The organism is Streptomyces sp. NPDC029216 (assembly GCF_040648015.1).
GTDB lineage: Bacteria > Actinomycetota > Actinomycetes > Streptomycetales > Streptomycetaceae > Streptomyces.
Map to the genome: position 1 here is coordinate 1 of NZ_JBEZWL010000034.1, position 21,480 is coordinate 21,480.

Annotated in this window: 22 protein-coding genes; 14 read left to right on the forward strand and 8 right to left on the reverse strand. The window is 74.0% G+C overall.

Annotated elements, in window-relative coordinates; genetic code table 11:
- The 5 genes from AB0F18_RS15215 to AB0F18_RS15235 all read left to right on the forward strand — a co-directional run.
- On the forward strand, positions 1–1,770 hold a 1,770-nt coding region (locus AB0F18_RS15215), incomplete at its 5' end, for a lipid II flippase MurJ (RefSeq protein WP_362059813.1).
- Positions 1,760–2,527 carry a polysaccharide deacetylase family protein gene (locus AB0F18_RS15220; protein ID WP_362059816.1) on the forward strand — a complete coding sequence of 256 codons (768 nt, stop codon included), beginning with the start codon at positions 1,760–1,762 and terminating at the stop codon, positions 2,525–2,527. The genes AB0F18_RS15215 and AB0F18_RS15220, both read left to right, overlap by 11 nt.
- Positions 2,524–3,768: a glycosyltransferase gene (locus AB0F18_RS15225; protein WP_362059819.1), complete on the forward strand. Its 1,245-nt coding sequence runs from the start codon at positions 2,524–2,526 to the stop codon at positions 3,766–3,768. Before AB0F18_RS15220 ends, AB0F18_RS15225 begins: the two co-directional genes overlap by 4 nt.
- Positions 3,769–3,822: 54 nt before the next feature.
- Positions 3,823–4,524: a lipopolysaccharide biosynthesis protein gene (locus tag AB0F18_RS15230; RefSeq protein ID WP_362059822.1), complete on the forward strand. Its 702-nt coding sequence runs from the start codon at positions 3,823–3,825 to the stop codon at positions 4,522–4,524.
- Complete coding sequence (locus tag AB0F18_RS15235; protein ID WP_362059825.1) at positions 4,521–5,663, forward strand: GNAT family N-acetyltransferase; 1,143 nt, start codon at positions 4,521–4,523, stop codon at positions 5,661–5,663. Before AB0F18_RS15230 ends, AB0F18_RS15235 begins: the two co-directional genes overlap by 4 nt.
- Before the next feature lie 5 nt (positions 5,664–5,668).
- Here the strand turns inward: AB0F18_RS15235 and AB0F18_RS15240 are convergent, their stop codons facing one another.
- Positions 5,669–7,132 carry a glycosyl hydrolase gene (locus AB0F18_RS15240; RefSeq protein WP_362059828.1) on the reverse strand — a complete coding sequence of 488 codons (1,464 nt, stop codon included), beginning with the start codon at positions 7,130–7,132 and terminating at the stop codon, positions 5,669–5,671.
- A gap of 148 nt (positions 7,133–7,280) precedes the next feature.
- Between AB0F18_RS15240 and AB0F18_RS15245 the strand changes: the two genes are divergently transcribed.
- From AB0F18_RS15245 to AB0F18_RS15265, 5 genes are all read left to right on the forward strand, one after another.
- The gene (locus AB0F18_RS15245; RefSeq protein WP_362059831.1) at positions 7,281–8,759 is read left to right on the forward strand and encodes an ATP-grasp domain-containing protein; all 1,479 of its coding nucleotides are present in this window, start codon (positions 7,281–7,283) and stop codon (positions 8,757–8,759) included.
- 223 nt (positions 8,760–8,982) lie between these two features.
- Entirely contained in the window at positions 8,983–10,260 is a 1,278-nt protein-coding gene (locus AB0F18_RS15250; protein ID WP_362059834.1) for an NAD(P)-binding domain-containing protein, read from the forward strand.
- A 23-nt stretch (positions 10,261–10,283) separates the two neighbouring features.
- Positions 10,284–10,691: a hypothetical protein gene (locus tag AB0F18_RS15255; RefSeq protein WP_362059837.1), complete on the forward strand. Its 408-nt coding sequence runs from the start codon at positions 10,284–10,286 to the stop codon at positions 10,689–10,691.
- Positions 10,692–10,705: 14 nt separating this feature from the next.
- On the forward strand, positions 10,706–12,793 hold the full coding sequence (locus AB0F18_RS15260; RefSeq protein ID WP_362059840.1) for a SpoIIE family protein phosphatase: 2,088 nt from the start codon (positions 10,706–10,708) through the stop codon (positions 12,791–12,793).
- Between the two features lie 125 nt (positions 12,794–12,918).
- Positions 12,919–13,095 (forward strand): hypothetical protein, encoded by a 177-nt coding sequence (locus AB0F18_RS15265; RefSeq protein ID WP_362059843.1) that lies wholly within the window; start codon positions 12,919–12,921, stop codon positions 13,093–13,095.
- A 36-nt stretch (positions 13,096–13,131) separates the two neighbouring features.
- Here the strand turns inward: AB0F18_RS15265 and AB0F18_RS15270 are convergent, their stop codons facing one another.
- Positions 13,132–13,572: a DUF6299 family protein gene (locus AB0F18_RS15270; RefSeq protein WP_362059846.1), complete on the reverse strand. Its 441-nt coding sequence runs from the start codon at positions 13,570–13,572 to the stop codon at positions 13,132–13,134.
- Positions 13,573–13,776: 204 nt separating this feature from the next.
- Between AB0F18_RS15270 and AB0F18_RS15275 the strand changes: the two genes are divergently transcribed.
- Complete coding sequence (locus AB0F18_RS15275; protein ID WP_362059848.1) at positions 13,777–14,385, forward strand: hypothetical protein; 609 nt, start codon at positions 13,777–13,779, stop codon at positions 14,383–14,385.
- Between the two features lie 57 nt (positions 14,386–14,442).
- Positions 14,443–14,937, forward strand: a complete 495-nt coding sequence (locus AB0F18_RS15280) for a DUF5949 family protein (protein WP_362059851.1) — start codon at positions 14,443–14,445, stop codon at positions 14,935–14,937.
- Positions 14,938–15,016: 79 nt separating this feature from the next.
- Here the strand turns inward: AB0F18_RS15280 and AB0F18_RS15285 are convergent, their stop codons facing one another.
- Both AB0F18_RS15285 and AB0F18_RS15290 read right to left on the reverse strand, forming a co-directional pair.
- On the reverse strand, positions 15,017–16,273 hold the full coding sequence (locus tag AB0F18_RS15285) for a cytochrome P450 (RefSeq protein WP_362059854.1): 1,257 nt from the start codon (positions 16,271–16,273) through the stop codon (positions 15,017–15,019).
- Between the two features lie 120 nt (positions 16,274–16,393).
- Positions 16,394–17,551 carry a low temperature requirement protein A gene (locus AB0F18_RS15290; RefSeq protein WP_362059857.1) on the reverse strand — a complete coding sequence of 386 codons (1,158 nt, stop codon included), beginning with the start codon at positions 17,549–17,551 and terminating at the stop codon, positions 16,394–16,396.
- 147 nt (positions 17,552–17,698) lie between these two features.
- Here AB0F18_RS15290 and AB0F18_RS15295 point away from each other — a divergent pair, with 147 nt between their 5' ends.
- Complete coding sequence (locus tag AB0F18_RS15295) at positions 17,699–18,226, forward strand: hypothetical protein (protein ID WP_362059860.1); 528 nt, start codon at positions 17,699–17,701, stop codon at positions 18,224–18,226.
- Between the two features lie 85 nt (positions 18,227–18,311).
- Positions 18,312–18,539, forward strand: a complete 228-nt coding sequence (locus tag AB0F18_RS15300) for a hypothetical protein (RefSeq protein WP_362059863.1) — start codon at positions 18,312–18,314, stop codon at positions 18,537–18,539.
- Positions 18,540–18,552: 13 nt separating this feature from the next.
- On the opposite strand, the gene mscL is transcribed toward AB0F18_RS15300, so the two are convergent.
- The 4 genes from mscL to AB0F18_RS15320 all read right to left on the reverse strand — a co-directional run bounded on the left by mscL (position 18,553) and on the right by AB0F18_RS15320 (position 21,432).
- Positions 18,553–19,053, reverse strand: a complete 501-nt coding sequence (gene mscL / locus AB0F18_RS15305; protein WP_362059866.1) for a large conductance mechanosensitive channel protein MscL — start codon at positions 19,051–19,053, stop codon at positions 18,553–18,555.
- A gap of 123 nt (positions 19,054–19,176) precedes the next feature.
- The gene (locus tag AB0F18_RS15310) at positions 19,177–19,605 is read right to left on the reverse strand and encodes a hypothetical protein (RefSeq protein ID WP_362059869.1); all 429 of its coding nucleotides are present in this window, start codon (positions 19,603–19,605) and stop codon (positions 19,177–19,179) included.
- 238 nt (positions 19,606–19,843) lie between these two features.
- Positions 19,844–20,431 carry a carboxymuconolactone decarboxylase family protein gene (locus tag AB0F18_RS15315; protein ID WP_362059872.1) on the reverse strand — a complete coding sequence of 196 codons (588 nt, stop codon included), beginning with the start codon at positions 20,429–20,431 and terminating at the stop codon, positions 19,844–19,846.
- A 167-nt stretch (positions 20,432–20,598) separates the two neighbouring features.
- On the reverse strand, positions 20,599–21,432 hold the full coding sequence (locus tag AB0F18_RS15320) for an S-methyl-5'-thioadenosine phosphorylase (RefSeq protein ID WP_362059875.1): 834 nt from the start codon (positions 21,430–21,432) through the stop codon (positions 20,599–20,601).
- Positions 21,433–21,480: the final 48 nt, after the last annotated feature.

Here is a 21,480-nt window from a genome sequence, read left to right on the forward strand (position 1 = left end):
GCCGCGGGCGCCGCCGCTCCCACGGGCGGCGCGCCCGTCCCGGCCCGCCTCCGGCCCGGATACGCCACACGCGGCCCGGCGCCCGCGGCCGCAAGCGGGGCCGACAAGCCCGGCGGCAAGGGCAGCGCCCCGCTCGGCCGGTTCCTCGCCAAGGCCGCCGCCGTCACCGCCGGACTCACCGCAGCCGGGGCCGTGTTCGGCCTCGTACGCGACCAGACCATCGCGCACCTCTTCGGCGCCGGGCACGCCAGCGACGCGTTCCTCATCGCCTGGACCGTCCCCGAGATGGCCTCGACCCTGCTGATCGAGGACGCCATGGCCCTGCTGATGGTGCCCGCCTTCAGCCACGCCCTCGCCCGCCGCGCCGCCAGCCGGGCCGGGCTGACCCGCAGGGAAGCCCGCGCCGCCGACCCCGTACGCCTGCTCGTCGGGGCCACCCTGCCGCGCCTGACGGTCCTCCTCGCCGCCGTCGCCTCCCTCCTCGTCGTCGCCGCCCCCCTGGTCGTCGGCGTGCTCGCACCCGGCCTGCCCGACCCCGAACTGGCCGTCCAGTGCACCCGGCTGACCGCCCTCACCGTCCTCAGCTTCGGCATCGCCGGATACTTCAGCGCCGCCCTGCGCGCCCACCGGTCCTTCCTGCCCCCCGCCGCGATCTACGTCTCCTACAACGTCGGGATCATCGCCGTGATGGTCGCCCTCCACGCCGTGTGGGGCGTACGGGCCGCCGCCGCCGGGGTCGCCGTCGGCGGGCTGCTGATGGTGCTCGTCCAACTCCCCGCGTTCATCCGCAACGTCGGCTTCGGACCGCCCCGCGCCAAGGGCGCCCCGCGCAGCCAGCGCGACCGCGACCGGCCCACCCTCATCGCCTTCGGGATGATCGCCCCCGTCATCTCCTTCGCCGTCTTCCGCCAGTCCCAGGTCCTCGTCGAGCGCTTCCTCGCCGCCTCCCTGCCCCCCGGCGCCATCTCGCACCTCAACTACGCGCAGAAGGTCGCGCAGATGCCGATGGTGCTCTCCCTGATGATCTGCACCGTCACCTTCCCCGTCGTCGCCCAGGCCATGGCCGGCGGAGAACGCGAAAAGGCCCGCCGACGCGTCGAACAGGACCTCGCGCTCGCCTCCCTCGCCGTCCTCCTCGGCACGGCCCTCGTCATCGGCTACGCCCCGCAGATCATCGAAGTCCTCTTCGAACGCGGCGCCTTCACCCACCAGGACACCCTCACCACCGCGTCCGTCATGCGCGTCTACGGCCTCGGACTCCTCGGCCACTGCCTCGTCGGCGCCCTGTCCCGGCCCTTCTTCTCGACCGCCCGGCCCACCTGGTTCCCGGCGCTCGCGATGGGTGCCGGGCTGCTCGTCAACATCGCCGCCGGGGCCCTCTTCGTCGGCTGGTGGGGCACCTACGGCATCGCCGCCGCCAACGCCGCCGGCGTCACCGCCACCGCTGCCCTGCTCCTCACCGGCATCGGCACCCGCATCATCGCCATCCAGGCCCGCCGCGTCGCCGTCAGCATCGGCCGCCTCGCCGTCGCCGCCGTCGGCGCCTGCGGCACCGGCTGGCTCGCCGGCCCGATGATCCCCGACCCGCTGCTCAGCGCCGCCCTCGGCTGCCTGCTGGTCCCCGCCATGTTCGGGGCCACCGGAATGGCCATACGGGCCCTGGAGATCACCGCCCTGCCCGGCCAGATCGCCCAGCTCGCCGCACAGACCGCCGCCCAGACCGCCGCCCAGATCACCCAGCTCACCCAGAGGTTCCGCAATGCCCGCTGACACCGACACGGCATCCGCCGCCGTGGCGGCCCCCGCGCCGTGGGTCCTGATGTACCACTCCGTCGCCGAGTTCACCGACCCCGCCGAGGACCCGTACGGCATCACCGTCACCCCCGGCACCCTGGAAACCCAGCTGCTGTGGCTGCGCTCCCGCGGACTGCGCGGAGTGTCCGTCGGCGAACTGCTGCGCGCCCGCGCGGCCGGACGCGGCCACGGCCTCGTCGGCCTCACCTTCGACGACGGCTACGCCGACTTCCTCACCCGCGCCCTGCCCCTGCTGCGCCGCCACGAGTTCACCGCCACCCTGTTCGTCCTGCCCGGACGGCTCGGCGTCGACAACGTGTGGGACCCCCTCGGCCCCCGCCGGTCCCTCCTCACCGCCGAGCAGATCCGCGAGGTCGCGGCCGCCGGACAGGAGATCGGCTCCCACGGACTGCTCCACCAGGACCTCACCACCGCCTCCGACGACGTGCTCCGGCAGGAAGTGCGCGGCAGCCGCGAACTGCTGCGCGAACTCACCGGCACCCTGCCCGAGGGGTTCTGCTACCCGTACGGGCACCTCGACGCCCGCGTCATGGACGCCACCCGCGCCGCCGGATACGGGTACGCCTGCGCGATCTCCCCCGGACGCCTCGCCGGCCGCTACGCCCTGCCCCGTACGCACATCAGCCAGGCCGACGGGGCCGGCCGACTGCGGATCAAGGAACTGCGGCACGGCGCGCGCGAGCTGCGCCGGAAGGTACCGGTGCTGCGATGAAGGCCCTCCACATCATCACCGGACTCGGCGCCGGCGGCGCCGAACAGCAACTGCGGCTGCTGCTGCGCCACATGCCCATGCAGTGCGACGTCCTCACCCTCACCAACCCCGGTCCGGTCGCCGACGGGCTGCGCGCCGACGGCGTCCGCGTCGTGCACCTGGGCATGCGCGGCAACCGCGACCTCGGCGCACTGCCCAGACTGGTCCGCTTCATCCGGCGCGGCCGCTACGACCTCGTCCACACCCACCTGTACCGGGCCTGCGTCTACGGGCGCCTCGCGGCCCGCCTCGCGGGCGTCGGGGCGACGGTGGCCACCGAACACTCCCTGGGCGAGGCCGAGATCGAGGGCCGGCCGCTCTCCGGCGGGGTCCGCGCCCTGTACCTGGCCAGCGAACGGCTCGGCGCGGCGACGGTCGCGGTGTCGGACACCGTGGCGGCCCGCCTGGAGGGCTGGGGGGTGCCGGCCGCCCGGGTCCACGTGGTCCCCAACGGCATCGAGGCCGCCCGCTTCCGCTTCGACGAGGGCGTACGCCGCTCCACCCGCGCCCGCAGCGGGCTGCCCGAGCGGGCCTTCGTGGTCGGCGGGGTCGGACGGCTCGTGCCGGGCAAGCGGTTCGACGTCCTCGTACGGGCCGTCGCCGCACTGCCGGGAGCGCACCTGCTGCTCGCCGGGGACGGGCCGGAGCGGGCCGCGCTGCGGGCGCTCGCCGCCGAGCTGGGCGCACAGTCGCGGATCCACCTGCTGGGGGAGCGGGACCCGCTGGGCGACAGCCCCGACGGGCGCACGGCCGGGATCCCCGCGCTGCTGGCCGCCATGGACGTCTTCGTGTCCCCCTCGCGGGAGGAGGCGTTCGGGCTGGCCGTCGTCGAGGCCCTGGCCGCCGGGCTGCCGGTACTGCACGTCACCTGCCCCGCCATCGACGACCTCCCCGCCGTACAGGCGCCGGGGGCGCGGCGGATCGGCACGGGCACCGAGGAACTGGTCGCCGCGCTGCGGGGGCACATGGAGGCGGGGGCGCGCCGGCTGCCGGCGCCGCCGGTGGTGCGGCGGTACGACATCGCGCGCAGCGCGGAGCGGCTGCTGGACGTGTACGGGCTCGCGCTGGCCCTTCCGGTGCCGCGGCCCGCCGCGGGGCCGCGGGGCTCCGCCCCGGACCCCGCGCCCCCATCTCCCCCGGCCGCCGCCGGGACGGGCCCCCAGGCGGGGCTGGACATGGCCGCGCCCGGCGGGGACGGCTGACCCCCCTTCTTTCCGACGTACCTCCTCCCCCTTCACCAGGAAGCGAGCACCCCCATGGCCGACAGCGCCGACCAGAAGAAGTCCGACCACCGTTCCGGGAGGAAGCTCAGGCTCCTGCCGCCGCCCGCGTGGTGGCCGCTACCCGCCTGCGCCCTGCTCGGGCTGGCCGCCGGCGGGGCGTACGGGGTGCTCAAGGCACCCGAGTACGCCGCCACCAGCTACGTCGTCGCCGTACCGAACGAGACCACCGAGCCGGCCACCGCCCTCGGCTTCGCCCAGGCCTACGGCCGCATCGCCACCAGCAGCTCCACCCTCGCCTACGCCCAGCCCCGCGCGGGCATCGGCGCCCAGCAGCTGCGGACGCAGGTCCGCGCCGAGACCTCCCCCGACTCCCCGATGATCGCCATCACCGGCACCTCCCGGAGCGCGAGCGAGGCCGCCGACATCGCCAACGCCGTCGCCGACGCCCTCTCCCTCAGCAGCAACCAGGCCGCCAAGAACACCGGCGTGCAGCTGCTCCTGTTCAACCAGGCCGTCGCCCCCACCGAGCCCGTCTCCCCGTCCGCCGCCGTCAGCGCCGCCGTCGGCCTGTGCGCCGGCGGGCTGCTCGGCGGGCTGTGGCTGCTGGCCCGGCCCGCCCGCCGCAGGCCCGGGGCACAGGAGGCGGAGGAAGGCCGTCCGGTGGTGGAGGAGTACGCCTCCCTGCCTGCGCAGGGCGAGCACTCCGAGACCAAGGAGAAGGAGTCCGTGCGATGACGCAGGGCTCCGCCGGGGCCCTGTCGGTGACGCTGTGCCGGGACTCCCGGCAGTTCGCGGCGCTGGAGGAGTCCTGGAACCGGCTCGTCCGGGAATGTCCCACCGCCACCCCCTTCCAGAGCCACGCCTGGCTGCACTCGTGGTGGCTGTCGTACGGGAAGGACGGCCGGCTGCGGGTCCTGCTCGTGCGGCGCGGGGAGGAGCTCGTGGGGGCGGCCGCGCTGATGCTCGTACACCGGCCGCTGCCGCGGCTGGTGCCGCTGGGCGGGCCGATCACCGACTACTTCGACGTGCTCGTGTCGCGGGAGCACGCCGCCCAGGTCGTGCCCGCCCTGGCCCAGGGGCTGCACCGGGCCGCCCGCAGCGCCGTCGTCGACCTGCGCGAGGTACGGCCCGGGGCGGCCGCCGAAGCGGTGTTCGAGGCCTGGCCGGGGGTGTCCAGCAGGCTGACCGACTCCACCTGCATGGAGCTGCCCGCGCTCCCCTTCGACCAGCTCGTCAAGCGGATGCCCGCCTCCGGTGCCCAGCGGGTGCGGGCCAAACTGCGCAAGACCGACGCCGCCGGGATCGAGGAGCACGAGGTCACCGAGCGCGAGGTGCCGCATGCCGTACGGACCCTGCTGCGGCTGCACGAGAAGCAGTGGCGCGGCCGCGGCGTCACCCCGGAACACCTCAGGCCCCGCTTCGCCGAGCACCTGACCCGGGCCACCCGGCGGATGGTGCGGGCCGGGGAGGGCCGGCTGACGGAGTTCCGGCTGGACGGGAAGGTGGTGGCGGCCAACGTCACCCTGCTGTCCGCCGCGCTGAGCGGCGGCTACCTGTACGGGGCGGACCCGGGCCTGCGCGAGCGGAAGGTGGACGTGGCGACGCTGCTGCTGCGCCACGAGGCGGGGAGGGCCCTGGCGGAGGGCCGGCCGGTGGTGAGCTTCCTGCGCGGCAACGAGCCGTACAAGAAGCACTGGCGGCCCGAGACGGTCGTCAACCAGCGCCTCCTGCTGGCCACGCACGCGCTCGCGCCCCTGCTGCGGCTGCACGAGTCGCAGGTCACGGGGCGCGAGCGGGCGGTGGGGGCGCTGCGCGAGGCGCTGCCGGCCGCCCGGGACTGGCGGGCGCGGCTGAACGATCTGCGGGCGCGATGACCCGTCTAGAAGGGCCAGAACCAGGAGTCCCCGCCCCAGTCGCCGAAGCTGATGCAGATCGACTGGTCGCCCGTCAGCTTCGAGAGCCAGTCGCTGAAGTTGAGCGGCAGGCACCACTGCTTGCTGTTGACGGGCTGCTGGGGCTGCGGCTTCGGTTCGGGCTGCGGCTGCGGCTGCGGCGACTGGGACGGCCGGGGCTCGGGTGCGACCGGGGTGGGGGTCGGGGAGGCCTTCGGGGTGGGCACCGGCGGGACCACGGGCGGGACGGAGACCTCGGGGGTCGGGATCTTCGGGGTCGGTACCGTCGGGGTGGGCACGTCCGGGATGTGCACGTCCGGGGTGGGGACGTCCGGGATGTGCACGTCCGGGGTGGGGACGACGGGGGTCGGGATCACAGGCGTGGGGATCACCGGCGTGGGGACCACCGGAGTGGGAACGACCGGAGTGGGCACCACCGGAGTGGGCACCACCGGGGTCGGTACGACCACGGGCCCCCGGTCGGACAGGGCGTCCCGGAAGGCCTTCGAGGACCTCGGGTTCTGCTTGCACTGCCAGACGCCGTGCGGGCAGTAGTCGGTGATGGTGTGGTAGATCGGGTGGTGCTGCTCGATCCACTGGAGCATGCGCCGCACGTACTCCGGGTTGTCCCCGTTGCGGAACAGCCCCCACTCCGGGTACGAGATCCGCTTGCCGTGTGCTTTCGCGAAGTCGACGTGCTGCTGGAGCCCGTACGGCTGGCTGACGTGGTCGTCGAAGGTCCGGCCGGGACCCTGGTCGTACGAATCCATGCCGATGATGTCGACCACGTCGTCGCCCGGGTAGCACTTGGTCCAGGCGATCGCGTCGGTCCCCCGGTTGGGGGTGAAATCGAACTTGAACTGCTGTCCGGGGACGGAGCGCATCGTGTTGACGACGCGGTTCCAGTACGCCTTCCAGTTCTCCGGGTCGGGCCCGCAGCGGTGGGTGTACGTGATGCCGTTCATCTCCCAGCCGAGCACGATCACCGTGTCCGGGACGCCCAGCGCCACCAGCCGCTCGGCCAGCCTCCGGAAGTGCCGGTCGTACTCGCCCTGCGCGCCCGCCCGGATCAGCTGGGCCACCTGCCAGTCGGGCACCCGGCCCTCGTTGCGGGCCTGCATGGGCACGTTGAGGACGAACATCCGGTCCTCCTTGGCCCGGCGCCACTCGGCCCAGTCCTCCAGGAACGGGACGCGGCCCTCGATGCCGGCCCACGAGTCGCCGGGCAGGTAGGTGTGCCCGACCCGGATCTCCCGGCCGCCCAGCCAGTTCGACAGGTACGGGATGCGGGCGACCCCCTTCGGTCCGTAGTCGAGATAGGCGCCGAAGGCGGTGTCGGAGCCCTTGGGCGGCTCGTCGTCCGGGGCCGCGAGCGCGGCGCCGGTGGCGAGCAGCCCTGCCGTGACCGTACCGACACAGGTGCTCACCAGGCGGTGGTGTGGTCTGGGCATGTTGTCTCCCGAGCTCTGCCGAACCGGTGTGCTTGCCACCGACGTTAGACATCAGATCTGACGAACGGCCTGTCCGGTGGCCGCTTCCTAGGCCATTCGCAGCTGCGCATCCTCTCTGCTTGGTCCGACTAGGTGAAAGTCCGTTTGTATGCACGCGTTCGACGGCCATGTGCCCGCAGTTCTGCTCAGACTCGATCGGAATCCGTTCCACCACGGAACCCTCGGCGCCGTCAGATCCCTGGGGCGCAAGGGCGTGGAGGTCCATGCCGTCGTCGAAGCCGGGGGAGGTCCCGTGGGTCGCTCGCGGTACCTGCGTGCCACGCACCCCGGCCCGGCCGGGGGCCTGGACCCGGAGGCGCCCGAGGCGCTGCTGGAGTGCCTCGTCGGGGTCTCGGAGCGGATCGCCCGGCCCGCGGTGCTCGTCGCCATGGACGACCTGAGCGCCATCGCCGTCTCCCGCGTGGCACCGATGCTGACGGATCGTTTCCGGATCCCCCATCAGCCCGACGACCTGCCCGCCCGGGTGGCGGACAAGGCCGAGCTGGTGCGGCTGTGCGCCCGCTGGGACGTCCCGCACCCGCAGACCGTGATCCCGGAGAGCGGGGCCGGGGCGGCGCGGGCCGCGTGGCGGCTGGGGCTGCCGGTGGTCGCGAAGTGGAGCCGGCCCTGGCTGCTGCCCGCCGGCTGCGGGCTGCGCAGCACCACGCTGGTGGACACCGCCGCGGGGGCGCGGGAGCTGTACGGGCGCACCGCCGAGGCCGGGAGCCGGCTGCTGCTCCAGCGGTTCCTGCCCGGGGGGCCGGACACCGACTGGTTCTTCCACGGGGCCTTCGGGCGGGGCGGGCGGCCACTGCTGGCCGGGTCGGGCCGCAAGGAGCTGGCGTGGCCCGTACGGGCCGGGCTGACGGCGGTGGGGCGGTGGCTGGCGGACCCGGCGGTGGAGGAGTCGGGGCTGCGGCTCGCCGAACGGCTCGGCTACCAGGGGATCCTCGACCTCGACTTCCGCCGCGACGAGCGGGGCGCGTTCCGGCTGGTCGACTTCAACCCGCGCCCCGGGGCGCAGTTCAGGCTGTTCGCGGACGACTCCGGGCTGGACGTGGTCCAGGCGATGTACCTGGACCTGACGGGGCAACGGGTCCCGGAGCCGGCGGGCGGTCCGGGGCGGGTCTTCGTGGCGGAGAACTACGCCCTGCTGGCGGCGCTGCGCGGGCGCTCGCTGCCCCGGCGCGGCCCCCGGGCCGGCTCGGGCGGCGCCGGCGCGCCTGTGGGTTCCGGGGGGCACGGGCCCGTAGGGGCGGCGGTGCCGGCGGAGCGGGGGCGGCTGGAGACGGCCTGGTTCGCCGCCGACGACCTCGGGCCGTTCCTGGCGATGCTCGGCGCCTTCCTGGGGCGGGGGCTGGGCAAGGCGGCGCACGCCCTGCGCCGCGTCCCCGCGCAGGGGCGGCGCACGGCCCGCACCCCGCGCCGGCGCGGCGGCGAGCGGCCGCGGGGGGAGGGCCTCCCGGCCCCCGGCCCGACGACGGCCCTCCGGCAGGGCCCACCGGGGGTTACGGGTGTTCCGGCGGCTCCGGGCGCTCGGGGAGCCCCGGAGGCTCCGGCGGAGCCGGACGAACTGGTGTCGCGGTGACGGGTGACTTCACGGGCCCGCGGTTGACGCGGGGGCGGGGTGGGTCCGCGGGCCCGGTGTTGACGTGGCGGCGGGCCGGCTGCGCGGGTCCGGGCGTGGCGTGGAGTCGGGGTGACTTCGCGGGCCCGCGGTTGACGCGGGGACGGGGTGACTTCGCAGGCGCCCGTTTGACGTGGTGGTGCGGTGGCGATCGTGGTGGAGGAGAGGAGCGGCCGTGAGGCGGATGGACGATCTCGTGGTGGTCGGCGCGGGCCCGTACGGGCTGTCGATCGCCGCGCACGCGGCGGCGGCCGGGCTCGGCGTACGCGTGCTGGGCCGGCCCATGGCGTCCTGGCGGGACCACATGCCCGAGGGCATGTACCTCAAGTCGGAGCCCTGGTCCTCCAGCCTCTCGGCGCCCGGCGGCCGCTACACCCTCGCCGAGTACTGCGCCACCCGCGGCCTGGCGGCGGAGCACGGCAGCCCCCTGCCGATCGGCACCTTCAGCGCGTACGGGCTCTGGTTCGCCCGCCACGCCGGCCTGCCCGAGGTCGAGGAGGCCACCGTCACGGAGGTCACCCCGCAGGGCGACGGCTTCCGGGTGCGCACCGCCGAGGGGCCGCCGCTGCTCGCCCGTACCGTGGCCCTGGCCGTCGGGGTGATGCCGTTCACCCGCTGCCCCGACGTGCTGCGCGACCTGCCCCCGGCCCACTACTCGCACAGCAGCGGCCACCGCGACCTGTCCCGCTTCGCCGGGCAGGACGTGGCCGTCCTGGGCGCCGGGCAGGCCGCGCTGGAGACCGCCGCGCTGCTCGCGGAGGCGGGGGCCCGGCCGTGCCTGGTGGCCCGCCGGTCCCGGCTGAACTGGAACACCGTCCCGCAGCCCCTGGAGCGGCCCGCGCTGCGGGCCCTGCGCGACCCGCACAGCGGGCTCGGCACCGGATGGCGCAGCTGGGTCTGGTCGGAGCTGCCCTGGGCGGTGCGGCGGCTGCCCGCGCCGACGCGGGAGCGGATCGCCGCCACCGCCCTGGGCCCGGCCGGGGCGTGGTGGCTGCGGGAACGCTTCGAGCGGCGGGTGCCCGCGCTCATGGGGCACCGGCTGCACCGGGCGGTGGCGGTGGGCGGGCGGACCCGGCTCGGGCTGACCGCGCCCGGCGGGGAGTCCGTCGTCCTGGACACCGCGCACGTCATCGCCGCGACCGGCTTCGCCCCGCGGCTGGCCCGGCTGGACCTCCTCGACGCCGGGCTGCGGGCCGCGCTGGCGACCGTGGGCGAGGGGGACACCCCGGAGCTCAGCCCCGGATTCGAGTCCTCCTGGCCGGGACTGTTCTTCGCGGGCCTGCTGACGGCTCCCTCATTCGGACCTTCCATGCGATTCGTGCACGGCGCGGGCTTCACGGCGGGGAGACTGGTCAGAGGAGTCCGCAAGCGCCTCGGCGCGCGGGGTCCGCTGCCGGGCTCGACCGGCGGGGTCCGGCCGGTCCGGGCCCCCGCCGGGCATCCGGAGACGTATCTACGCTGAGATCCACCTGAGAGGGGTCCGCGATGGGCGCGGAGCGAGCACAGGGCGGCCGTGGCTGGGTGCGCATTCCCGCCAGCCGGGCGGAGCAGCCCCCGTCGGGGCCGGCCACGGCCAAACCGTACGGATCGGGCCAGTACGGGGGAGGGCAGTACGGCTCAGAGCAGTACCGCTCAGACCAGTACGGCTCAGACCAGTACGGCTCAGACCAGTACCGCTCAGACCAGTACCGCTCAGACCAGTACGGCTCCGGCCCGTACGCGCCCGGCTCCCTGCGGGGGGCCTTCGGGCCCGGCGGCCAGGGGTCCGGCGACCCGGCGGCGATCTACCTCTCCCTCGTCAAGCGCTGGCGGGAGGCCGGGCGCACCCTTCCGGGGCATCCTGACGAGGAGTGGGAGCGGCTGATCTCGCAGCCGTGCTGGCCCGGCCGTTAGGTGGTGTGTGTCTCGTGGCAGCGGCGGAGCGGGACGGTGAGGGACGGGGCGCGTCCGGACCCGTGACGGGCCCCGGGGACCGGCTCGCCCTCAACGGCATGGGCAGCTTCGAGTGGGACCTGGACGCCGGGAGCCTCGCCCTGGACGAGGCCGGGATGGCCGTCTTCGACCTGGAGGCCGACGAGTTCGACCACACCCCCGAGAGCCTCGGGCTGCGGATCCCGGCCGACGACTCGGCCCGGCTGTACGACACCGTGCGCGGCGTGCTCGACGGCGGCGGGGAGACGTACGGCTCGTACTTCACGGTGCGCCGCCGCGACGGCCGCGACCAGTGGACCCACACCCAGGGCCGGGTGCTGCGCGACGCCGACGGCAGGGCCCTGCGGATCGTCGGGATCGTCCGGGACGCCACCGCCGAGCTCGCCCACGCGACCGTGCTGCGCAAACTGGAGAACGCCCGCATCCAGCAGGCGGCCATCGTGCAGCGCACCACGGAGGCCCTGTCGCGCGCCGTGACGGTCGACGACGTGACGGCCGCCCTGACCGGGGCGGGCGCGCTGGAGCGGCTCGGCGCGGACGGCCTGGCCCTGGGGCTGGTCGAGAACGACGCCATCAAGATCATCGCGCTGAGTGGGGAGTCCCTGGAGATCCTCGACGAACGCAAGTTCACCCGCCTGGACGGCTCCCTGCCGCTCTCGCAGGCCGTGATCACCCGCAAGGCGCGCTTCGTCACCTCGCTCACCGCGCTCGCGGAGGAATTCCCCCTCCTGGCCGACTACCTGCGCCGCATCCGCTTCGACGCCGCCGCCTACCTGCCGCTGATCGCCCAGGCCAGGGCCATCGGCGGGCTCGTGCTCTTCTACCGCCGGCGCACCGAGTTCAGCCCCGAGGAGCAGAACCTGTGCCTGGGCCTGGCCGGCATCGTCGCGCAGTCCCTCCAACGGGCGCTCCTCTTCGACCAGGAGCGCGAGTTCGCCACCGGCCTGCAGGCCTCCATGCTGCCGCGCCGCATCCCCGAGATCACCGGCGGGGAGATCGCCGTCCGCTACCACTCCGCCTGGAGCGGACGGGAGGTCGGCGGCGACTGGTACGACGTCATCGCCCTGCCCCGCGACCGCGTCGGGATCGTCGTCGGCGACGTACAGGGGCACGACACGCACGCCGCCGCCATCATGGGCCAGCTGCGCATCGCGCTGCGCGCCTACGCGGGCGAGGGACACCCGCCGTCCACCGTGCTGGCCCGGGCCTCGCGCTTCCTCGCAGAACTGGACACCGAACGCTTCGCGACCTGCATGTACGCACAGGTGGACCTGGAGACCGGAGGCGTACGGGCGGTCCGCGCGGGCCACCTCGGCCCGCTGATCCGGCACACGGACGGCCGTACCGGCTGGCCGAACGTGCGCGGCGGCCTGCCGCTGGGGCTGGCCTCGGCCTTCGAGCAGGAGGAGTTCCCCGAGACCCGGCTGGACCTGGTGCCCGGCGAGACGCTCGTCCTGTGCACCGACGGGCTCGTGGAGGAACCCGGCTCCACCATCACCGCCGGCATGGACGCCCTGGCCCACGCCGTGCGCAGCGGGCCGCAGGGCGCCGGGGAGCTCGCCGACCACCTCTCCGAGCGGCTCTGGGAGCGCTGGGGCTCCGGCGACGACGTCGCGCTGCTCGTCCTGCGGCGGGCCCCCGACCCGGGCACCCACCGGGCGCCGCGGATCCACCAGTACGTCCACCAGGCCGACCCCGAGGGGCTCTCCGACGCCCGCTACGCCCTGCGGCAGGCCCTGCGCGACTGGGGCATGGCCGAGCTGGCCGACGACGTCGAGCTGGCGGCGGGGGAGCTACTGGTCAACGCCCTGCTGCACACCGACGGCGGGGCGGTGCTGACCATGGAGGTGCTGCCGGAGCCGGTGCGGCGGATCCGGCTGTGGGTCAAGGACCGCTCCAGCGTGTGGCCGCGCCGGCGCACCCCGGGCGAGGCGGCGACGACGGGGCGCGGGCTCCTGCTGGTGGACGCGCTGGCGACGCACTGGGGGGTGGAGTCCCGGGGTGACGGCAAGGCGGTGTGGTGCGAGTTCGACGCGGGGGGCGCCCCGCGCGGTACGGCGTGACCCGCGGCCCGAGGCGTGCCGTGCGTGAGCGAACGGTCACGCCGAGTTGTGAGGTGCCGGGGCCGGGGTGATGATGCCGCCATGAAACCGATGCGTGGTCTTCCGCGTGGCTTTCGGAACGAGCCGTGCGCCGCCTGAACAGGGGTGCGGTCACGGGCATCGTGGCAACGCTCCTGGTGCTGCTGCTGGCGGCCGGGGAGCAGGCGGTCGTGGACTGGACGACCGGGCGGCCGCACAGCGACCCCGGATGCCAGACGGTCGCGTTCATGTCGATGACGGGCGTCGCACCGGAGTGCCGGTAGCGGCGGCCACCGGACCCCACGGGGACGCCGCCTGCGCTACCGGTGGTCGACGACCACCTCGATGTCCTTCCGGTCCTGCGCGACCGTGCTGATCGCGCGCGGCATCAGGCCGGCCATGTGGATCTCCTGGAGCTCCGCGACGGCCTCCGCGCGGCCCGGGTGCAGGCCAGCCGTCAGCGGACTGACGGCCTCCCAGGCGTGCTCCCGGCCGTCGCAGAACACCTCGCCCGCGCCGATGCTCAGACGGGTGCCGTCCTGGACGACGGTGGCCTTGACCTGGACCGCCGCCGAGGACGGCGAGAGCTCGCAGTGGTACGTGCCGGAAAGCACGACCGCGCCCTGCGGGGTGATGTGCGCCTGCTGCTCCACGGAAATTCCCTGGTGGAAAACGGTGGCCAGAGCGGGGGTGGCGAACAGGGCCGTGGCGGCCAGGGCGGAGAAGGCGGTCAGGGCCATTCGACGGGCGGGGGTGCGCATTATTCCTCCGGGTGGGTGCGGGTGGCGGGATTCCGCCGGAACGCATTGTGTCGGCAGTCGGCGGCCAACTCGGTCCGTACGCTCGTGTCGGTGTGTGCAATTCCCCGCCCGGGCGGGTGAGACTGGCCGAAAGATATCGCCGCCAAACACCCGCTCCGAAGAACCCCCGATCGCCGCCGTGAAGATCCCCGAAGGGGTCCCCGTATGCGTCACACCGCCTCCGTCCTCGCCGGCGCGGCGCTCCTGCCCGCCCTGCTCCTGACCGTCACCGCCTGCCAGAGCGCCCCCGAGGGAGCGGCCCTGGCCCCGGCCGCGGCGCCCGCCGTCCCGGTCGACGACGCGGCGCCCGGCGCCGACGAGGAGCCCGCCGCCCCGGACCGGGCGGCCGCCCCGGCCGCGAAGGATGCCCATGTGGGTGACTCCGTACGGGTGCAAGGGCAAGAGGTGGGTCGACACCTGCAGGTGGTGCTCGGCGCGTTCGTGGACCCCGCGGTCAGTGTCGAGCCGAACTACCAGCCGCCCGCCGGCAAGCGCTGGGCCGCCGCCTCCATGTCGTTCGTCAACGTCGGCGGCGCCTCGTACGGGGCACTCGGGCGCATGTGGGCGTACGACGCCGCGGGAAAACGCCACCCGGCGGTACGCACCGGCGAACTGACGACCGGCAAACCACTCGTCTTCGATTCCCTGGCGGTCGGCGAGCGGGCCGAAGGCTGGGTCGTGTTCGAAATTCCGGAAAACCAGCGCATTGTGCGGCTCCAGTACCAGGACGCGAACATGCGGCCGAATTCCGGAGGGGGATTCTGGGCCGTGTAGCCCGCCCGGGTGAAAGGCCGTGAAAGGCCCCGGCGGGAGAGCACTAAGGTGCGGCGCATGACTTCAACGCAAGCCGAAACCGACCGCTCCCTGCTCGGCACCCTTTCCGTCCTCGCCTGGATCGGTGACCCCTCCGAAGGGCACGACGTCCCGTACCTCATCGCCTACACCCTCGGCGACGGTCCGCAGGGCCCGGCGGGCGGCGAGGCGGCCGCCCGCGGGCTGCTGGAGGAGATCGGCCTGCAGATCGGCGACGTCGTCATGGACGGCACCCGCAGCCCGCGCACCTTCCCCGTGCAGATCCTGCTGGCCGACGACCAGATCGCCCTGACCCTGCCCGGGCTGAACGCCACCTGCACCGCCCCGCCGGAGTGGGTCGCCGCGGCGAGCGAGAGCGGGCAGGCGTACTTCCTGTTCGCCACCCGCGCCTGGCCCGAGGCCGTCCCGGGCCAGGAGGTGACGCCGGAGATGCTCCAGGGCTTCGCCGGGGACGAGGCGGTGCTGACGAGCAGCGCCCACTGCGTCCTCGCGGTGCAGAGCCTGCAGAAGTAGCCGCGGCGGCGGCCGCCGCCGTACTCCGGCCGCCGGGCTCCCGGCCTGCCCGGCGGCCGGCCCCTTCCCCCGAGGCGCCTCAGGGGGTTTCGAAGGCGAAGCGCAGCGAGCGGACCCGGTTGTCGAAGTTGGACCCCGCCAGATCGGGCAGACCCACCGCGCGCAGGCCGACCGGCCGGGTCAGCAGCTCCCGGAACAGGGCCTTCATCTCCACCCGGGCCAGATGCGCGCCCAGGCAGAAGTGCGGTCCGCCGCCCCCGAAGCCCAGGTGCGGGTTGGGCGAGCGGGTGATGTCGAACGCGTCCGGATCCGGGAAGACCGCCTCGTCACGGTTGGCGGAGGCGTAGTACAGCACCACCTTGTCGCCCGGACGGAACACGTGCCCGCCCAGGGTGTGTTCGGCGGTGACCGTCCGGCGGAACTGGATGATCGGCGTCGAATGACGGATCATCTCGTCCACCGCCCCCTCCGCGTACTTCTCGAAGTCCGAGAGCAACAGGTCCCGTTGGGCGGGGAAATCGGTCAGCAGGGTCAGCCCGTGGGTGATGGCGTTGCGAGTGGTCTCCACCCCCGCCACCATCAGCAGGCTGAAGAACGCCCCCAGCTGGCGGGCCCCGAGCGCCTGACCGTCCACGTTCGCGCAGACCAGCGCCGAGATCAGGTCGTCGGAGGGGTTCCGGCGCCGCTCCCGCCCGATGCCCGCCACCATCCGCTGCATCCGGGCCAGCGCCCGCAGCCCGCGTCCGGGCATCCGCAGCCGCGAGGCCAGGCCGCGCTCCACACCGATGTTCTCCGAGGCGTGGTTGACCCGGTCGGCGATCTCCGCCCGGTAGCGCTCCGGGATGCCCATCATGTTGCAGATGACCTCCAGGGGCAGCCGGGAGGACACCGCCGAGACGAACTCGTCCGGCCGCCGCTCCAGGACGTCGTCCACGATCCGGGCCGCGACCGCGTGGATGTCCGCCTCCGCCGCTGCCAGCAGCCGCGGCGTGAACGCCCGCTGCACGATCTTCCGCAGCTGCGCGTGGTCGGCGCCGTCCAGATTGACCATCGAGTCCCCGAACAGGGCCCGCACCCACCGCGCCGGCTCCGGCGTGGTGACGCCGGGGGCGCTCGCGAACACCTTGGGCAGCCGGCTGGCCTCCTGCACGTCCGCATGCCGCACGAGGGCCCAGTGGCCGGTGCGGCCGCCGCCCTCCGGGACGAACACCGGGGAGTCCAGGGCGCGCAGCCTGGCGAAGGCCGCGAGACGGTCCGCGGGCGGCCGCTGCCAGAAGCCCGGCTCGGCCAGAACCCCTCCGGGGCCGGTGCCGAGTCTCTGTGAGGGGAGTGTCATCCGAGGTGCCTCTCTGCTGTCGCCCGTTGCTGTGGCGTCCTGCGCTGGAGAACGCTGCCGGCGGCCCGGGGGTGACGGTCCCCGCGCAGCGCCCCCGCCCCGGGCCGGCGCGCCCCGCGCTCAGGCGGGCGAGGGCGCGGACCGGACCGCGAGGGTCATGCCCGTCACCACCGTGGCCGCCGCGACCAGGCCCGCGTAGAGCACGGCGTACGAACCCGCCCAGGTGCAGGCGAGGATCGCGACGGCGGACAGCGGCAGGACCAGCTGCTGGGCGAGCCCGCGCTTGAAGTGCCGCGAGTGCAGCAGCCACACCATCAGCAGGAACAGCGCCGTCGGGACCGTCACCGCCGCGCTCGCGGCCACCTGCGAAATGTGCGCCTTGCCGACCGCCTGCTCCACCGCCACCTCGATGCCCGCGCCGATCGCCGCACCCGAACCGAAGATCATCAGATGGCCGTACCCCCACGGGATCGCCTCCCGGTTGGAGCTCAGCCGCTCGTGCATCGGCACCGCGAAGTAGATCCACCACGCCGCGAAGACGATCAGCAGCCCGCCCGCCGCGATGGGCAGCAGCACGCCCAGCGCCTCGTGCTCGTCGAGCGCCGACTTCACCGCCACCGTGCTCGCGGCGATCGTCTCGCCCAGCACGATGATGGTGAACAGGCCGTAGCGCTCCACGATGTGGTGCGCGTGCCAGGGCGTCTGGTGCCCGCTCTCCGCCACCACCGGAACCAGCAGCTCGGCCACCACCAGCAGCACGAACAGCCAGCGCTTCCAGCCGTCCGGCGCGAACAGCAGCGCCACCCAGCCCGCCTGGCACAGCAGCAGCCCGGCCGCGTACTTCAGCGCCGCGGTCCGCGCCGCCCCGCTCTCCCCGGCCGCGGCCCGCACCCACTGCGCCGTCAGCGCCACGCGCATGATCAGGTAGCCGATGACGGCCACCGTCCAGTCGTTCCGGTCGAAGGCCCGGCTCACCCCCGCCGCGTAGACGAGCACCCCGGAGATCTGCACGAGCGTCGCGATCCGGTACGGCACGTCGTCGCAGTCGTAGGCGGACGCGAACCACGTGAAGTTCATCCACGCCCACCACACGCCGAAGAAGACGAAGCAGTAGCCGACGACCCCGCTGCCCGGATGACCCTCCGCCAGCGCGTGCACCAGCCGCTGGCCGGCCTGCGCGATCGCGACGACGAAGCAGAGGTCGAAGAACAGCTCCAGCGTGGTCGCCGTGCGGTGGCCCTCCACACGGCTGCGGGCGGTCATCGGTACGTACGTCATACCGCCCAGCACACCAGGGCCCGGCGCTCCGGCAGGCGAGGCGCGCGGCCCGTGGGACGCGGGTACCCCGGGCGGGCCCGCCGGGTCCGCCGCCGGCCGGGCGGCCCGGGTGCGGCCGGCCCGACGGGGCGACGAAGGAACCGCCCGGTGCGGGACCTTGTCCCGCCGCACGAGACGTTCGCCCCTGCCGCGAGCCGTCCCCGCAGGCGGAGCCTGAAGACGCCCGAGGACCCGTCCTTCTGGGTGACCATGCTGTCGTTCGTGGGCATGGCGGCCGCCCTGGTCGTCGTGATCTTCGCGCTGCCGGCCGGCGGGGACCAGGGCAGCTTCTGGGCCTTCTTCACCGGCTTCCTGGTGGCCTTCGCCTTCTCCGGACTGGGCAACGGATCGACCTTCCGGCAGATCCCGGTGATCTTCCGGGAGCAGCACATGTGCCAGGGCCAGGGCCAGGGCCCCGAGGCGAAGGCGGCCGCGCTGAAGCAGTCGGAGATGGAGGCGGGCGCCGTCACCGGCTGCTCGTCCGCCATCGCCGCCTACGGCTTCTTCTTCATCCCGGCCATGTTCGCGGCCACCGCCATCACGAACGCCCTGTGGATGTTCATCGGCTTCTACGCGACCTGCCTCGCGCTCTGCTGGTGGTTCTACGCCCGCAAGGGCGCCGAAGCCCCCAGCTGACCCCGGCCGGGACTGCGGCCGGGACCGCGGCCGGGGCACCGGGCCGGGCCCGGGCCGGCCGTGGAGACGGCCGTACCCTTGAGGCATGAGCAGCGCCCCCGCCTCCGACCCGCAGTCCCCCGAATCCGCAGCCGGGGCGAAGCCCGAGCCCAAGCCGGCCGCGAAGCCCAGGCCGAAGCTGGTCTTCGACGATCCGCTGGACCGGCAGTCCTCCGACGACACCGACCGGGGCTGGGGCGAACGGCCCCCCGCCGGCGGAAGCGCGGCCGACCTGGCCCGCTTCCTCGACGAGAAGCCCCCGCACCACATCTGATCCGCCGAGGCGGTCAGAAGGCGTCCCGCGCTCCCGCCGTCCGGGTGGACTCGCCGTTCCCGCTGCGCTGGGCGACGAGGGTGTCCCGGATCTCCTTGAGCACCTCCAGCTCGGTGATCTCGATGGTCTCCTTCACGCCCTCCCTGGCCTTGCGGCGCGCCTCCTGCCGGGACAGGTACTTCGCCATGGGCAGGACCATCAGGAAGTAGACGACGGCTGCGGTGATCAGGAAGCTGAGCGTGGCGTTCAGGACCGATCCCCACATGATGTTGACGCCGGTCGGCTCGCCCTTGGCGTCCACCCCACAAGGTGCCTTCAGACACGAGGTGTAGACATCCAGGTTTTTGGTGCCGATGGCGCCCACGACCGGGCTGATGATCCCCTTCACGATCGAGTTCACGATGTTCGTGAACGCGGCGCCGATGACCACGGCCACGGCCAGGTCCACCACGTTGCCGCGCATCAGGAAGGCCTTGAAGCCCGCCAGGACGCTCTCCTTCTTCTTCTCGCTCACGACTGAGCCTCTTTTCGTCACTGCTGTACACGGAGCCAACGGTTCCGAAAGCTACGGCAGTCATGGCACGCCATGTCCAATCGACGCCCACCTCAGAGCGACTTGACTGTGCGCCAGTGCGAATCAGCACAACGTCACAGCCAGCCGTGCCACCGCGCCCGCCCCCACCAGGGCCTGCGCGGTCTCCCGGGGAACGGACAGCACCACCAGCGCCCCCGCGTCCCCCAACCCCTTCTCCGGCGCGGGAACTTCGGCCACCCGGGCCCCCGACGCCACCACCCTCGGCGGCCCCGCACGCTCCGCCGCCACCACGTCCACCCGGTCCCCGGGCCGCAGCAGCCGCACCGTGGCCGCGTCCGCGATGCGCACGGGAGCCGACACCATCCGCACCGCAGCGGGCGCCGGCTTCACCTCGGGCGGGGCCGCTCCCCGGGAGGCCCGCGCCTCCGTGCCGCCCACCGCCAGGGCGGCCGCCACCACGGCCAGCCCGGCCGCCCCGATCCGCCGCCTGCGGCGCACCGCGCGGCGCAGCCGGCCCCGGGCCCGGCCCACGCGCAACGGGGGGAACGGCGGAACGGGGCGTGCGGGGCGGCACGCGCCCGAGCGGGGCGGGGGAGGAGCCGGCGAAGCCGGGGAAGAAGGCGAGTCGGGAGAGGTCCTGGACATGCTGATCACCGCCGAAAGGTCGAGATCCGGTGTCCGGGCCCAGCGCCCGGACCCTCCCACGATCCGCCCCTCCGCAGGTGCCCGCACGGACCTGTGGACGATCCCCAGGTTGTGGACAACCCGTTCACCCGCAGGGGTAAGGCCCCCCGACCGGCCGCTCAGGGCCCGGCACCCGGCAGGCCTCCGAGAAACCCTGGCTGGTCAGACCGAAGGCGCTGTTCACCCGCGAGCGCCAGTTCTCCAGCGCGACCACGGCGGTGAGTTCGACGAACGCCGCCTCGCCGAGCCGCGCGACGAGTTCGGCGGCCAGCTCGTCGGTGACCGTCGGTTCGGTCTCCGTCATCGCCTCCGCGTACTCCATGACCAGCAGCTCAAGCTCGCTGAACACATCGCGGGCCTCGCGCCACCGAGGCACCCGTTCGATCTTCTCCGGCGACAAGCCCAGCTCGTGGCCCTCCCAGTAGCCGAAGTCCATGCACCACGAGCAGTTGATCCGGGCGGCGCAGGCCATCACGGCGAGGTGCTTGAGCCCGGCGTCGAGCGTGTTCCACTTCGCCGCCCGCTGCTCCATCCGGACGTACGCGAACAGCACGCGCGAGTTGTGCCCGTACGCCTGGCCGGGGTCGAGCACCTTGCCGTAGGTCCGGCGCGAGTACCAGGCGCCGATGCGCATGAGGAGGGTGCGGGGCGGGGTGAGCGAGATGCGCGGCATGGCTGGCCTCTTCCGGAGGGGGGTCCTGTCGACCCCTTCGCCATGGAGACAGGACAGCCCCGCGGAACGTGACACCCGCCGAGGAATCGACCCCGACGGGCCTCCAGCAGGACCCCGGCGGGCCTCCAGCAGGACCGCGACCGGCATCCGTCCGGCCTACGGCCCGCCTACGGCAGTTCGATGCCGAGGTCCCAGCCGTCGTGGGCGTGGGTGCACAGGCAGTCGCGGTCCTCCGTCGCAGGGAGGGCCGCGACCGCGTCGAAGAGGACCTCGCGCAGCCGGCTGACGTTCTCGCCGAACACCTTCAGGACCTCAGCGTGGGAGACGCCCTCACCCGTCTCGGCACCCGCGTCCAGGTCTGTGACCAGGGCCATCGAGGTGTAGCAGAGCCCCAGCTCACGGGCGAGGACCGCCTCCGGGTGCCCGGTCATGCCGACCACCGACCAGCCGGCCGCCGCGTGCCACCGGGACTCCGCGCGCGTCGAGAACCGCGGCCCTTCCACGACGACCATGGTGCCGCCGTCCACCGGCTCCCACTCCCGCCCGCGCGCCGCCGCGAGCGCCACCGAGCGCCCCACCGGGCAGTACGGGTCGGCGAAGGTGGTGTGCACGACGTTCGGGACGCTCCCGTCCGGCAGCGGCTCCCCGTCGAAGAAGGTCTGCACACGGGTCTTCGTACGGTCGACCAGCTGGTCCGGGACCAGCAGCGTCCCCGGCCCGTACTCCGCCCGCAGGCCGCCCACCGCGCACGGGCCCAGCACCTGCCGGACGCCGACCGAGCGCAGCGCCCACAGGTTGGCCCGGTAGTTGATCTTGTGCGGCGGCACGGTGTGGCTGCGCCCGTGCCGCGGCAGGAACGCCACCTGCCGGCCGGCCAGCTCGCCCAGGTACAGGGAGTCGCTCGGAGGCCCGTAAGGGGTCTCGACCTGGATCTCGGAGACGTCCTCCAGGAAGGAGTAGAAGCCCGAGCCGCCGATTACACCGATCTCTGCGTTCACCATGCGGCCACCCTAACGGGGGACGCGAAAGGCCCCGCCGCCCAGGAGGGC

What these genes read in the sequence shown, in the direction of transcription:
- AB0F18_RS15230 (WP_362059822.1), top strand. Translation starts at nt 3,823, where the DNA reads ATGGCCGACAGCGCCGACCAGAAGAAGTCCGACCACCGTTCCGGGAGG.
- AB0F18_RS15250 (WP_362059834.1), top strand. Translation starts at nt 8,983, where the DNA reads ATGGACGATCTCGTGGTGGTCGGCGCGGGCCCGTACGGGCTGTCGATC.
- AB0F18_RS15220 (WP_362059816.1), top strand. Translation starts at nt 1,760, where the DNA reads ATGCCCGCTGACACCGACACGGCATCCGCCGCCGTGGCGGCCCCCGCG.
- AB0F18_RS15235 (WP_362059825.1), top strand. Translation starts at nt 4,521, where the DNA reads ATGACGCAGGGCTCCGCCGGGGCCCTGTCGGTGACGCTGTGCCGGGAC.
- AB0F18_RS15280 (WP_362059851.1), top strand. Translation starts at nt 14,443, where the DNA reads ATGACTTCAACGCAAGCCGAAACCGACCGCTCCCTGCTCGGCACCCTT.
- AB0F18_RS15315 (WP_362059872.1), bottom strand. Translation starts at nt 20,431, where the DNA reads ATGCCGCGCATCTCGCTCACCCCGCCCCGCACCCTCCTCATGCGCATC.
- AB0F18_RS15245 (WP_362059831.1), top strand. Translation starts at nt 7,281, where the DNA reads ATGCACGCGTTCGACGGCCATGTGCCCGCAGTTCTGCTCAGACTCGAT.
- AB0F18_RS15285 (WP_362059854.1), bottom strand. Translation starts at nt 16,273, where the DNA reads ATGACACTCCCCTCACAGAGACTCGGCACCGGCCCCGGAGGGGTTCTG.
- AB0F18_RS15275 (WP_362059848.1), top strand. Translation starts at nt 13,777, where the DNA reads ATGCGTCACACCGCCTCCGTCCTCGCCGGCGCGGCGCTCCTGCCCGCC.
- AB0F18_RS15225 (WP_362059819.1), top strand. Translation starts at nt 2,524, where the DNA reads ATGAAGGCCCTCCACATCATCACCGGACTCGGCGCCGGCGGCGCCGAA.
- AB0F18_RS15320 (WP_362059875.1), bottom strand. Translation starts at nt 21,432, where the DNA reads ATGGTGAACGCAGAGATCGGTGTAATCGGCGGCTCGGGCTTCTACTCC.
- AB0F18_RS15290 (WP_362059857.1), bottom strand. Translation starts at nt 17,551, where the DNA reads ATGACGTACGTACCGATGACCGCCCGCAGCCGTGTGGAGGGCCACCGC.
- AB0F18_RS15255 (WP_362059837.1), top strand. Translation starts at nt 10,284, where the DNA reads ATGGGCGCGGAGCGAGCACAGGGCGGCCGTGGCTGGGTGCGCATTCCC.
- AB0F18_RS15300 (WP_362059863.1), top strand. Translation starts at nt 18,312, where the DNA reads ATGAGCAGCGCCCCCGCCTCCGACCCGCAGTCCCCCGAATCCGCAGCC.
- AB0F18_RS15270 (WP_362059846.1), bottom strand. Translation starts at nt 13,572, where the DNA reads ATGCGCACCCCCGCCCGTCGAATGGCCCTGACCGCCTTCTCCGCCCTG.
- AB0F18_RS15240 (WP_362059828.1), bottom strand. Translation starts at nt 7,132, where the DNA reads ATGCCCAGACCACACCACCGCCTGGTGAGCACCTGTGTCGGTACGGTC.